The organism is Pseudomonas sp. GW456-12-10-14-LB2 (assembly GCF_002884345.1).
GTDB classification, from domain to species: Bacteria; Pseudomonadota; Gammaproteobacteria; order Pseudomonadales; family Pseudomonadaceae; genus Aquipseudomonas; species Aquipseudomonas paraglycinae.
In genome coordinates, this window is the sequence record NZ_POHV01000011.1 from 58,776 (window position 1) to 71,056 (window position 12,281).

Annotated in this window: 9 protein-coding genes; 5 read left to right on the forward strand and 4 right to left on the reverse strand. The window is 61.4% G+C overall.

Annotation, left to right across the window (positions count from 1 at the left end):
- Positions 1 to 22 precede the first annotated feature (22 nt).
- Positions 23 to 2,032, reverse strand: a complete 2,010-nt coding sequence (rep, locus tag C1X29_RS09695) for a DNA helicase Rep (protein ID WP_007954499.1) — start codon at positions 2,030 to 2,032, stop codon at positions 23 to 25.
- 264 nt (positions 2,033 to 2,296) lie between these two features.
- Here rep and C1X29_RS09700 point away from each other — a divergent pair, with 264 nt between their 5' ends.
- On the forward strand, positions 2,297 to 3,967 hold the full coding sequence (locus C1X29_RS09700; protein ID WP_085746792.1) for a bifunctional diguanylate cyclase/phosphodiesterase: 1,671 nt from the start codon (positions 2,297 to 2,299) through the stop codon (positions 3,965 to 3,967).
- Positions 3,968 to 4,009: 42 nt separating this feature from the next.
- On the opposite strand, the gene C1X29_RS09705 is transcribed toward C1X29_RS09700, so the two are convergent.
- Positions 4,010 to 5,404: a NorM family multidrug efflux MATE transporter gene (locus C1X29_RS09705; RefSeq protein ID WP_102717316.1), complete on the reverse strand. Its 1,395-nt coding sequence runs from the start codon at positions 5,402 to 5,404 to the stop codon at positions 4,010 to 4,012.
- Between the two features lie 158 nt (positions 5,405 to 5,562).
- Here C1X29_RS09705 and C1X29_RS09710 point away from each other — a divergent pair, with 158 nt between their 5' ends.
- The gene (locus tag C1X29_RS09710; protein WP_085746790.1) at positions 5,563 to 6,483 is read left to right on the forward strand and encodes a LysR substrate-binding domain-containing protein; all 921 of its coding nucleotides are present in this window, start codon (positions 5,563 to 5,565) and stop codon (positions 6,481 to 6,483) included.
- A 180-nt stretch (positions 6,484 to 6,663) separates the two neighbouring features.
- Positions 6,664 to 8,640, forward strand: coding sequence for a methyl-accepting chemotaxis protein (locus tag C1X29_RS09715; RefSeq protein ID WP_102717317.1), 1,977 nt, complete (start codon positions 6,664 to 6,666; stop codon positions 8,638 to 8,640).
- A 105-nt stretch (positions 8,641 to 8,745) separates the two neighbouring features.
- Here C1X29_RS09715 and C1X29_RS09720 read toward each other — a convergent pair whose 3' ends face one another.
- Positions 8,746 to 10,239 (reverse strand): YifB family Mg chelatase-like AAA ATPase, encoded by a 1,494-nt coding sequence (locus tag C1X29_RS09720; protein ID WP_085746788.1) that lies wholly within the window; start codon positions 10,237 to 10,239, stop codon positions 8,746 to 8,748.
- Positions 10,240 to 10,724: 485 nt separating this feature from the next.
- Here C1X29_RS09720 and C1X29_RS09725 point away from each other — a divergent pair, with 485 nt between their 5' ends.
- On the forward strand, positions 10,725 to 10,979 hold the full coding sequence (locus C1X29_RS09725) for a HigA family addiction module antitoxin (protein WP_102717318.1): 255 nt from the start codon (positions 10,725 to 10,727) through the stop codon (positions 10,977 to 10,979).
- 304 nt (positions 10,980 to 11,283) lie between these two features.
- Here C1X29_RS09725 and C1X29_RS09730 read toward each other — a convergent pair whose 3' ends face one another.
- Positions 11,284 to 11,544, reverse strand: a complete 261-nt coding sequence (locus C1X29_RS09730) for an accessory factor UbiK family protein (protein WP_011336527.1) — start codon at positions 11,542 to 11,544, stop codon at positions 11,284 to 11,286.
- Between the two features lie 398 nt (positions 11,545 to 11,942).
- Here C1X29_RS09730 and glnK point away from each other — a divergent pair, with 398 nt between their 5' ends.
- Complete coding sequence (gene glnK, locus C1X29_RS09735) at positions 11,943 to 12,281, forward strand: P-II family nitrogen regulator (protein ID WP_002555808.1); 339 nt, start codon at positions 11,943 to 11,945, stop codon at positions 12,279 to 12,281.

The window sequence follows — 12,281 nt, forward strand, 5'->3', positions numbered from 1 at the left end:
GTCTAGTAAAAAGTGGTCAATTCTAGCGCTTTAACATCGCGCGTATATCAGCCAATGCGCTGTTGCCCCGCACGGCTTTGACTTCGGTCGGTGTGTCGTCGTTGCCTTCCCAGGCCAGGTCGTCCGGCGGCAGCTCATCGAGGAAGCGGCTTGGCGCGCAGTCGATGATCTCGCCGTACTGTTTGCGCTTGGCGGCGAAAGTAAACGCGAGGGTCTGGCGCGCGCGGGTGATGCCCACGTAGGCCAGGCGGCGTTCTTCTTCGATGGTGTCGGCTTCGATGCTGGAACGGTGCGGGAGGATTTCCTCTTCCATGCCCATGATGAACACGTAAGGGAATTCCAGGCCCTTGGACGCATGCAGGGTCATCATCTGCACGCCTTCGGCGCCGTCTTCCTCTTCCTGCTGACGTTCCAGCATGTCACGCAGGACCAGTTTGCCGATGGCGTCCTCGACGGTCATTTCGCCGTCTTCGTCTTTTTCCAGGGTGTTCTTCAAGGCTTCGATCAGGAACCAGACGTTGCTCATCCGGTAGTCCGCAGCCTTGTCGCTGGAACTGTTGGTGCGCAGCCAGTTCTCGTAGTCGATGTCCATGACCATGCTGCGCAGGGCGGAGATCGGGTCTTCGCCGGCGCATTGCTCGCGTACCTTGTCCATGAAGCGCTTGAAGCGCGACAGGCGATCGGTGAAGCGGCTGTCCAGATGCTCGCCCAGGCCGAGTTCGTCGGTGGCGGCGTACATCGAGATCTTGCGTTCGGTGGCGTAGTTGCCGAGTTTTTCCAGGGTCGTCGAGCCGATTTCACGGCGCGGCACGTTGATCACCCGCAGGAAGGCGTTGTCGTCGTCCGGGTTCACGATCAGGCGGAAGTAGGCCATCAGGTCTTTCACTTCCTGACGCCCGAAGAAGCTGTTGCCGCCGCTCAAACGGTACGGCACCTGATGGTGCTGCAGTTTCAGCTCGATCAGCTTGGCCTGGTAGTTGCCGCGATAGAGGATCGCGAAATCGCTGTACGGGCGGTCGGTGCGCAAGTGCAGGCTGAGGATTTCCATGGCCACGCGCTCGGCTTCGGCGTCCTCGTTGCGGCAGCGGATCACGCGGATCTCGTCGCCGTGGCCCATTTCACTCCACAGCTGCTTCTCGAATTCGTGCGGGTTGTTCGAGATCAGCACGTTGGCGCAGCGCAGGATGCGGCTGGTGGAGCGGTAGTTCTGCTCCAGCATCACCACTTTCAGGGACGGGTAGTCGTCCTTGAGCAGCATCAGGTTTTCCGGCCGCGCGCCGCGCCAGGCGTAGATGGACTGGTCGTCGTCGCCCACCACGGTGAACTGGTTGCGCTTGCCAATGAGCATTTTCACCAGCAGGTACTGGCTGGCGTTGGTGTCCTGGTATTCGTCGACCAGCAGGTAACGCACCTTGTTCTGCCACTTTTCGAGGATGTCGGCGTGCTCTTCGAAGAGTTTAACCGGCAGCAGGATCAGGTCGTCGAAGTCCACCGCGTTGAACGCCTTGAGCGTGCGCTGATAGTGGGTGTAGACGATGGCGGCGGTCTGTTCCTTGGGGTTACGGGCGTTTTCCAGGGCCTGGGCCGGCAGGATCAGGTCGTTTTTCCAGGCGCCGATCATGTTCTTGATCTCGTCGACGCCGTCGTCGCCTGCATATTCCTTCTGCATGATGTCGGTCATCAGCGACTTGACGTCGGTTTCGTCGAAGATCGAGAAACCGGGTTTGTAGCCCAGCCGTTCATGTTCCTTGCGGATGATGTTCAGGCCCAGGTTGTGGAAGGTGCAGACCGTCAGGCCGCGACCTTCGCCTGCACGCAGCAGGGTGCCGACCCGTTCCTTCATCTCACGCGCGGCCTTGTTGGTGAAGGTCATGGCGACGATGTACTGGGCACGGATGCCGCAGTTCTGGATCAGGTGCGCGATCTTGCGCGTGATCACACTGGTCTTGCCGGAGCCAGCACCGGCGAGCACCAATAGAGGGCCGCCGACGTAGTTCACGGCTTCTTGCTGCCGGGGATTGAGTCGGGACATACGAAAATTCGGGAGTCGTTGACGAAATGGGCCGGCATTTTAACAGGCTCAGCGATTTGTGCTGCTCTCTCCGACTTGTGACGCAGCACGCGATTCAAATTTGCCGGTTTTGTTACTTTCACGCAGGATGCGCGGTGATTTTGCGGCTAATGTTCTCATTCGTGACACAAAATAACGTTTTGATAACCGTTGTCGTTTGGTCATTGGTAGCCGCAACGGCATAATGCCCGCCGCCCACATCATTGCAGAGTCTAGGGAGTCAGCTTGACTACGCCTGTCGAACCCTTGCGTTTGCTGCTACTGGCCGAAGAGCCAGCGTGGACAGCGTTATTGCGCGAGTGTCTGGCTCCGTTGGGAAGTGCGGCGGTGCTGATCAGCGCGCCGAGCTGGGAGTCGGTCAGCAGTCTGTTCGAAGACAACCGCCACGCGGTGTTGTTGACCGTTCCCGCGTTGCAGCCGGCGCCCGGCCGTTGCAGCCTGCCGACGGTATTGCTTCTGGAACACGAGCCGGCGACCGCGCCCGACGGCGTCAGCGACTGGCTGGTATTCGATGCCCTCGATGCCGGCATGCTACGGCGTTGCCTGCGGCATGTGCGCGAACGCGGCGTGCTGGAAAACACCCTGCAACGCCTGGCCGAGCAGGATCCGCTGACCGGCATCGCCAACCGCCAAGGCTTCCAGACCCTGCTCACGGCCCGTCTGGCGGAAAACGACGGTCGCGGTCTGGCCCTCGGGCACCTCGATCTCGACAACTTCCGCCATGCCAACGACGCCCTCGGCCATCAGGCCGGTGATCGCCTGATCCTGCAAGTGGTGGCGCGGCTGAAAAGTCAGCTGGAAGTCGGCGATCAACTGGCGCGCCTGGGCAGTGACGAATTCGCCCTGCTGATCGACACCCGCCGCGCCCCGCAACGGGCGGAATGGATGGCCGAGCGCATCACCGAAGCGCTGGCTGAACCTTACTGGGTCGATGGCGAAAGCCTGCTGATCGGCTCCAGCCTCGGCATCGCCCATGCGCGGGCCCAGGGCGGCGCCGATCCGTTGATGTGGCACGCGCACATCGCCATGCAGCAGGCCAAGAGCACCCAAGGCTGCACCTTTCATATCTTCAACGAACGAATCAACCGCAACGCGCGAAGCATGGCCGACCTCGAAAGCGAGCTGCGCCGGGCCTTGCGTCGCGACGAGCTGGAGCTGCATTACCAGCCGCGCCTGAACCTGCAGGACGGCCAGATCGTCGGCCTCGAAGCGCTGGTGCGCTGGCGCCACAGCGAACGCGGCCTGCTACCACCGAGCGAATTCGTGCCGCTGGCGGAGCAGAGCGGTCTGATCGTGCCGCTGGGTTACTGGGTGATTTCCCGGGCCCTGCGCGATATGCAGGCGTTGCGCGAACGCGGATTGCCGGCGCTGCATATGGCGATCAACCTGTCGTTCCGCCAGTTTCAGGACAGCCAGTTGCTGCCGACGCTCAGCCGTCTGATCGCCGAGCGCGGAGTCGAAGCGCAGTGGCTGGAATTCGAACTCACCGAAACCGCCGTGATGCGCCGCAGCGATCTGGTCAAGCAGACCATGGACGCGCTCGGTCGCCTCGGCGTGCGTTTCTCGCTGGATGATTTCGGCACCGGGTTCTCGTCGTTCGTGCATCTCAACAGCCTGCCGATCACCTTGCTGAAGATCGACAAGAGTTTCGTCGGTGGCATGGAGCAGCGCGAAGAGAACCGCAAACTGGTGCACGCGATGATCAACCTTGCGCACAACCTGCACCTGGAAGTGGTTGCCGAAGGGGTGGAAACCCGCGAGCAACTGGATCTGTTGCGCGGGTTCGGTTGCGATCAGGTGCAGGGTTACCTGATCAGCAAGCCGTTGCCGTTGACGGAACTGGTTGATTACCTGGTGGCTGATGCCAGTCAGCCGCCGCTGGGCATTGTGGTTTAGCCTCAAGTCCCTGTGGGAGCGAGCTTGCTTCCACAGGGAAACTCATTCCGGCTGAGCGATCTTGAAGCCTTGAGGTTGCGGCTCAAGCCGAATCATTCGCTTCATCTTCCATTCGAATGCCAGCGTCAGGCTCACCGCCGCACAGGCCAGCCCAAGCGCCAGACCCCACCAGACGCCGGTCGGCCCCCAGTGCAGATGGAACGCCATCAGCCACGCCGCCGGCGCACCGATCAGCCAGTAGCAACCGAGCCCGACCAGAAATGTGGTCTTGGCATCCTTGAGCCCGCGGATGCAGCCCATGGCAATCGTCTGCGTGCCGTCGAACAGCTCGAACCACGCTGCCACGGCGAGCAGGCTCACCGCCAGACGAATCACCTCGGCAAACGCCGGATCGTTATGGTCGAGGAACAAGCCGACCAACTGATTCGGCAGCAGCCAGAACACCATCGCAAACCCCAGCATTACCACTGCTCCGAAGACGATGCCGACCCGCCCGGACATCCGCGCATCGCTCAATTGCCCGGCGCCGTAATGCTGGCCGACGCGCATGGTGATCGCATACGACATCCCCGCCGGAACCATGAACGCCACCGAGACGATTTGCAGAGCGATCTGGTGCGCCGCCAGTTGCGTGCTGCCCATGGTGCCCATGCACAGCGCCGCGAAGGCGAACAGCCCGACTTCCACCGCGTAGGTCCCGCCGATCGGCAGACCCAGGCGCCAGAGCTCTTTGAGGTACTGCCGGTTCGGCCGCGACAGGCCTTCACGCAGCGGGTAAGCGTCGTAGGCCGGATGCCGGCGAATGTGCCAGGCCAGTGCGAGTGCCATGCAGTTGGCGACAATCGCCGTGACCAGGCCGATACCGGTCAGCCCGAGTTTCGGCAGGCCGAACATGCCGGTGATCAGCGCGTAGTTGAGCAGGAAGTTGGCCACCGTGCCGGCGAGGCTGATGACCATCACCGGTGTCGCCCGGCCGATGGCGCTGGTGAAACCGCGCAGGGCCATGAAGCTCAGGTAGCCGGGCAGGGCGAATGGCAGGGCGATCAGGAACTGCCCGGCGGCGTTGACGTTGGTCTCGGTCTGGCCGAACAGCAACAGCACCGGTTTCAGATTCCACAACAGCAACCCGGCACCGAGCGCCATCAGCCACGCCAGCCACAGCCCGGCCTGAGTCAGGCGGGCGGCGCCGATGATGTCGCCGGCGCCCTGACGAATCGCCACCAGGGTGCCGACCGCCGCGATCACGCCGATGCAGAAAATAGACACGAATGAATAAGTGGCCGCGCCCAGGCCACCGCCGGCCAGCGCTTCGGGACTGAGGCGCGCCATCATCAGGGTGTCGGTCAGCACCATCAGCATGTGCGCCAACTGCGAGGCGATCAACGGCCCCGCCAGCCGCAGGATGGCCCAGAGTTCGGTACGCACAGGACGCTGCATGTTTTCACATCCTTAATAAACGAGGGAGCAAGAGACCGTCGATTCTCAGGGTTTGGCGCGGGTTGCACAAAGGGATAAAAAGGATGGGTGACATGATTAAAACTCATCCTGTCGCGATTCTGCTAAGTTGGCGCAATCCCGCCATTGGAGCGTTGTACATGTCCCGTCGTCTTCCACCCTTGTATGCCCTGCGCGCATTCGAAGCGGCGGCACGCCATAGTTCGTTCACCCGGGCCGCAGAGGAGTTGTCGATCACTCAGAGTGCGGTGAGCCGGCACATCCGTACGCTCGAAGAGCACTTCGCCTGCCGCTTGTTCCACCGCAGCGGGCGCAACCTGCAACTGACCGAATCGGCACGCCTGCTGCTGCCGGGCATCCGTGATGGCTTTGCCGCGCTGGAACGTGCCTGCAATACCTTGCGCGCCGAAGATGACATCCTGCGCATGAAAGCCCCGTCGACCCTGACCATGCGCTGGTTGCTGGCGCGGCTCAGTCGCTTTCGTCATCTGCAGCCAGGTAACGAGGTGCAACTGACCAGCGCGTGGATGGACGTGGATTCGGTGGACTTCAATAACGAGCCCTTCGATTGCGCGGTGTTGTTGAGTGACGGGCATTTCCCGCCGGACTGGGAAGCCAGCCTGCTGTTTCCGGAGGAGCTGATTCCGGTCGGCGCGCCGAATCTGCTCAACGATCAGCCGTGGGACGTGGCGCGGCTGGCCAGCGCCGAATTGCTGCACCCGACGCCGGACCGCCGCGACTGGCGCAGTTGGCTGGAGCACATGGGGCTGTCGGATCAGGTGTCGCTCAAGGGCGGACAGGTGTTCGATACTCTGGAACTCGGGATGATTGCGGCGGCTCGGGGCTATGGGGTTTCCATGGGCGATCTGCTGATGGTGGCCGAGGATGTCGCGCAAGGACGCTTGAGTCTGCCGTGGCCGACGGCGGTCGCCAGCGGCCTGAATTATTACCTGGTGTGGCCAAAGACTCGTCCGGGAGGTGAACGTTTGCGCCGTCTGAGCGACTTCCTGCAAGGCGAAGTCCGCGCCATGGCGCTGCCGGCGGTCACGCGCTTGAGCTGAAACGTTCGAGCCTGCACAATGCCGGCCTTTCGCCATAACCCTGCTGTTCGCTCAAGTATTCGGTTTTACCGCCGAATACGTGCATGTGGAACCGTCGTGCCGGTGGCCACGATTTACCCCCATTAGAAAATTACCCGAGCTGCGATCAAGGAGGATCGGAAGTTCGGCCAGGAGCTGTCCATGTCTCAACCTCGCGCTCGGATCGCCTCGCAGCTGGGCCTCGCGCTCGCCGTGATACTGGCGATAGTCATCAGCGGCAGTACGGTGTTCGCCCTGCGTTCGCTGGACACCGCCAATCTCGCCACCCGTGAAGAACACCTGGCCAGCGAGGCACGCCTGCTCGCCGACCAGCTGAGCACTTTTCACGGCACGCTGCGCGAAAGCACCCAGCGCCTGAGCGGGTTGTTCGAGAAGCGCTTCATCGCGGGCCTGAGCATTCACCCGAGCGAGCCGGTCAATGTTGCGGGCACCCAGACCCCGGGCCTGCACTTGGGCAGCGAGGTGTTGAACAACAACTTCAAGGAAGTCGACGAGTTCAAGCAGATGACGGCGGGCGTTGCCACGCTGTTCGTGCGCAGCGGCGAAGACTTCATTCGCGTCAGCACCTCTCTGAGCAAACAAGACGGCACCCGCGCCATCGGCACCGTGCTCGACCACGCTCACCCGGCCTATGCGAAATTGATGGCGGGGCAGGGTTACGTCGGTCGCGCCTTGCTGTTCGATCGCTCCTACATGACTCAGTACACCCCGGTGCGTGACAGTAGCGGCAAGGTAATCGCGGTGTTGTTCGTCGGCTTCGATTACACCGACGCGCAGAACGCCCAGTTCGCCAATCTCAAGCGCTTCCGTATCGGCCAGACCGGCTCGCTGGCGCTGCTGGACGAGAAGAACCAGTGGCTGGTGGCGCCGGCCGGTGTGCAGGCGCTGGATCAAGCGGTTCCTGTAATCAACGGTCTGGCGAAAACGCCGGGTAAAGGACAGTTCTGGAGCGACAAGTCCGAAGACTTCTACAGCATCGCCGTGCCGTTCGAGGGTGGCCCGTGGTCGGTGGTGGCGAGCATGCCGAAAGCCGAGATCCGCGCGGTGACCTGGAGCGTCGGCACTCAGCTGGCCATCGGCAGTCTGCTGGCGATGCTGCTGGCGGTCGGCTCCGTGGTCTGGTTGCTGCGCAGCAAACTGGCACCGCTGGGCGATCTGGTCCGCCAGGCTGAAGCCCTGGGCGCCGGCGATCTGAGCGTGCGCCTGAGTGTGTCGAGCAACGACGAGATTGGCCAGTTGGCCCGCGCGTTCAACCAGATGAGCCAGGCCCTGTCGACCATGGTCGAGCACATCCGCCGCGCCTCGGAAGAGGTCAACCGTCGGGCTCAAGCGCTGTCCGGTCTGTCTGGCGGCGCCTATGAAGGCATGGAGCAACAGTCTGGCGAAATCACCAGCATGGCCGGCGCCGTTGAAGAGTTCTCCGCCACGTCGCTGAACATTGCCGACAACATGGGCAACACCCAGCGTCTGGCCCAGGAAAACGCCCAGCAGACCCAGATCGGTCGCACGTCGATGGAAGAAGCGTCTTCCTCGCTGGAGCAGATTGCCGGCGCACTGAACACCACCGCGACCGTGATCAACACGCTCGGTCAGCGCTCCCAGGAAATCGGCGGCATCGTCAGCGTGATCACCTCGATTGCCGAACAGACCAACCTGCTGGCACTCAACGCTGCCATCGAAGCGGCCCGTGCCGGTGAACAAGGTCGCGGGTTTGCCGTGGTGGCCGACGAAGTGCGCAGCCTCGCCTCGCGTACCCGTCAGGCGACGGATGAAATTTCCAGCATGATTCACAGCATTCAGCAGGAAACCGGCAACGCCATCAGCAACATGGAGCAGGGCAACCTGCTGATGCAGGAAGGCCTGTCGCGCAATGCCAATGTGGCGTCGGCGCTGGCGCGCATTGACGAGCAAAGCCGCTCGGCGGGTGAGCAGTTTGCCGCGATCACCACCGCGACTCAGGAGCAGAGCAGCACCGCGACTTTGCTCAGCAGCAACTTGCAGAGCATCGCGATGGCCAACAGCGAGCAGCGCGAAGTGGTATCGAACCTGGCAATCACCGCCAAGGAACTGGAAGGCCTCGCAGCCGACCTGCGCCAGGAAGTCGACCGCTTCCGGTGAGGCGTCTCTGAAATAGCTATCGCGAGCAGGCTCGCTCCCACAGGTTTTTTGTTGGACCTGTGAGAGCGAGCCTGCTTGCGTTTGGGCCCGCCACGACCTCGACACTTACTGAGTCGCCGGCCGATACTGCAACGCTTCGGCCAGATGTTCGCGACTGATATCCGCGCACTTCTCCAGATCCGCCAGCGTCCGCGCGACCTTGAGCAGCCGATGCGCCGAGCGCAGCGACAAGGTCAGTCTTTCGCACGCCGTCTCCAGCCAGGTTTCATCGGCTGTGGATAACTTGCAGTGCTTCTTCAGCCCCGGCAAATCGAGAAATGCATTGGCACAGCCCTGGCGTTTTTGCTGACGATCGCGGGCCTCTGCGACCAATGTGGCCGCGCTGGCGCTGTCCTCTCCCGGTTTCACCGCAGGGTTCAACGCTGTCGCCTCCCGCGCCACCGTCAGGTGCAAATCGATCCGGTCCAGCAACGGCCCCGACAGTTTGTTGCGATAGCGCTGCACCATGTCCGGCGTGCACGAACACTTGCCGCTCGGTTCGCCAAGATATCCACAGGGACAGGGATTCATCGCCGCCACCAGCTGGAATCTCGCGGGAAACCGCACCCTTTCCTTGGCCCGTGCGATGACGATGCAGCCGGATTCCAGCGGTTCGCGCAGAACCTCCAGCACCTTGCGATCAAACTCGGGCAGTTCATCGAGAAACAGTACGCCGTGATGGGCGAGCGTGATTTCGCCGGGTTGCGGTTTTGAGCTGCCACCGACCAGTGCCGGCCCGGAGGCCGAGTGATGCGGCTGGCGAAACGGGCGCTGCGGCCAGTGGGTCAACGGTGCGCCGCTGGCGACGGATTGAATCGCCGCCACCTCCAGCGCTTCGCTCTCGGCCAGCGGTGGCAGCAAACCGGGTAATCGACTTGCCAGCAACGTCTTGCCCGTCCCCGGTGGCCCGCTGAACAGCAGGTTGTGGGCACCGGCGGCGGCAATCAGCAGCGCCCGTTTGGCGGCCAGTTGGCCCTGTACTTCATTCAGGTCGGGATAGGGTTTCGCGGCATGGATCAGCCCATCCGAGACATAAGGCTCGACCGGCGTATGCCCGTTGAAATGCGCCACGGCCTCCAGCAGATGATCCACCGCGATCACCCTCAGCCCAGATGCCAGACAAGCCTCCTCGGCATTCGCCCGTGGCACCACCAGCGTCCGCCCGGCCTTGCGCGCTGCCAGTGCCGCCGGCAACACCCCGCGCACCGCCCGCACGGCACCGGACAACGCCAGTTCGCCAAGGCACTCCACGTCATCCAGCGTCAACGTCGGCACCTGCACACTCGCCGACAGAATCCCCAGCGCAATCGCCAGATCGAACCGCCCGCCATCCTTGGGCAAATCAGCCGGCGCCAGATTCAGCGTGATCCGCCGCGCCGGAAACTGCAGCCCCGAATTGATGATCGCACTGCGCACCCGGTCCTTGCTCTCTTTCACCGCGGCTTCGGGCAGGCCGACCATGGTCAGCGAGGGCAGGCCGTTGGCCAGGTGGACTTCGACGGTGACGGCGGGAGCATCCACGCCAATCTGGGCGCGGCTGTGGACGATGGCGAGTGACATGGTCGTTCCTTGAAAAGACAGGGGCCGCTTCCTGCGGGTTTTTGAAGGGTAGTTGAGCGGGGTTCTAGCGTTTGAGTAGAGGTTTACAAGACGTATCAGAAAGCGGTTTTGCGGGCCTATGCATTCATCTTCTGCCTGCTAACGGACCACTTGGCTCAAGCTCAGGTCCGCACGTAACGGCGACTTCAATAAACCTCCGTTGATTGGCTGACATATTTCCAGCCAGTCGGAGTGCTTCGAGGTGTAGTTCAACAACCTGAAGTAGCTTTGTCTTTCTCTTTTTATCCTTCACAGAGACCTCATTCCTGATGGGTGTCGCTAATGTAATGACAGGCGTAAGGACAACATAAATAGGCGCAGACGCTGATTTTTGTAGGGGCATGCCCTAATAGTTGTAGGACGCCAGCGAAAGCGACCCGACGGTCTTGTATCGCAAAGTCGGATGCTCCAGTTTGGCCGCTCAATGCAGCCTCTGGAGGCGAAAAATGGACCGCAATGGTATGCGCCCGATTCATCCGGGTGAGGTTCTGAATAAGGAATTCATGGAGCCGTTGGGCATGACGGTCATGGACTTGGCCATGCCCACAAACTGGCCTGAAACCGAGATCGAGAAGCTTGTGAAATGCCAGCTCAGGATCTGCGCCGATCTGGCAATCAGGCTGGCCATTCACCTCAACACCACGACTGAGTTCTGGATGAATCTTCAGTCGACTTACGATTTGCGAAAAGCGGGAGTTTAGAGAGGAGCTTCCGTCCGTGATCAAGTGGAGTGGCTGGCGCATTGCGCTTGATCTGAATTCAAGGTCGTACGGCGGGGAGCTGAACAGTTGCTGTGACTACTCCTCAGAAAACCGATTGTTGCAGCTATCTCGAGGCGAAAAAAAAACCGCCTTGAGGAGACGGTTTTCAGTTGCAGGCTTCGGTGAGGCCAAGGCCTGCGCATCCTTAGTGGACACACTCGCGTATCCCGAGGTTATGCATGTTTGATCGCTGGCGCAAGCATCAACGAAATTCCGCCAGCCAGTGGCAGACTAGGATGAGGACTCACTCAGCCGGCGGCGTCAGCTTCGCTTCCAGCTCCGCCACCTTCGCCTCAAGGCTCTCGAGCCGGGCGCGAGTGCGCGCCAGCACTACCATCTGACTGTCAAACTCTTCGCGGCTCACCAGGTCCAGTTTGCTGAAGGCGCTTTGCAGCAGCATCTTGAACTGGCTTTCTATTTCGGCTTTCGGCAAGGGCGTGTCGCCGCTGAACAGGCGGGAGGCGGTGCCGCTCAGGGCGTCGAGGAAGTCTTTGGGCGCGAGCATGGGATATGTCCTGGAAACAATGGCCGGCAGTGTATCACGCAGTGTCTATAGTCATTGGCGCAGGCACGGATGCACGCTTTTCGCGCAACTGGATGCACGGCCGCGCACCGTTGTTGTGCGTATCCCGAGTGCCATTTGGGTGATGGCATCTGCCGCAGCGGCCAAGGGATTGAAATCAGTGGTTTTTGGCGAGATGGCAAGCTTTCTGCTTAGTCACCTTCGACCCATGCACTGATGCAGTCGCTGTGACGAATGCAGTGCGGCAGACGGAGCGGGGAGTTTCGTCTGGAGCGGTTAGCTGGCGTCGACAACGAAGCGTTACAAAGCCAGGCACTGCGCTTAGACTTGAGTCGGGTTTGTTTTCCTGGGGCAAGTCCACCAATTCGGGAGAGAGTTTCATGAAGCTAGTCACTGCCATCATCAAGCCGTTCAAGTTGGACGACGTGCGCGAGTCGCTGTCCGAAATCGGCGTGCAGGGCATTACCGTTACTGAAGTCAAAGGCTTCGGTCGGCAGAAGGGTCACACCGAGCTGTATCGCGGCGCGGAGTATGTGGTCGATTTTCTGCCCAAGGTGAAAATCGACGTTGCCATCGACGACAAGGATCTGGATCGGGTTATCGAGGCGATAACCAAGGCTGCCAACACCGGCAAGATCGGTGACGGCAAGATCTTCGTGGTCAATCTGGAACAGGCGATCCGCATCCGTACCGGCGAAACCGATACCGACGCGATCTAA

Excerpts from the sequence above, each read along its gene's own strand:
- glnK (WP_002555808.1), top strand. The coding sequence starts at position 11,943 with ATGAAGCTAGTCACTGCCATCATCAAGCCGTTCAAGTTGGACGACGTG.
- C1X29_RS09710 (WP_085746790.1), top strand. The coding sequence starts at position 5,563 with ATGTCCCGTCGTCTTCCACCCTTGTATGCCCTGCGCGCATTCGAAGCG.
- C1X29_RS09720 (WP_085746788.1), bottom strand. The coding sequence starts at position 10,239 with ATGTCACTCGCCATCGTCCACAGCCGCGCCCAGATTGGCGTGGATGCT.
- C1X29_RS09725 (WP_102717318.1), top strand. The coding sequence starts at position 10,725 with ATGGACCGCAATGGTATGCGCCCGATTCATCCGGGTGAGGTTCTGAAT.
- C1X29_RS09715 (WP_102717317.1), top strand. The coding sequence starts at position 6,664 with ATGTCTCAACCTCGCGCTCGGATCGCCTCGCAGCTGGGCCTCGCGCTC.
- C1X29_RS09705 (WP_102717316.1), bottom strand. The coding sequence starts at position 5,404 with ATGCAGCGTCCTGTGCGTACCGAACTCTGGGCCATCCTGCGGCTGGCG.
- rep (WP_007954499.1), bottom strand. The coding sequence starts at position 2,032 with ATGTCCCGACTCAATCCCCGGCAGCAAGAAGCCGTGAACTACGTCGGC.
- C1X29_RS09730 (WP_011336527.1), bottom strand. The coding sequence starts at position 11,544 with ATGCTCGCGCCCAAAGACTTCCTCGACGCCCTGAGCGGCACCGCCTCC.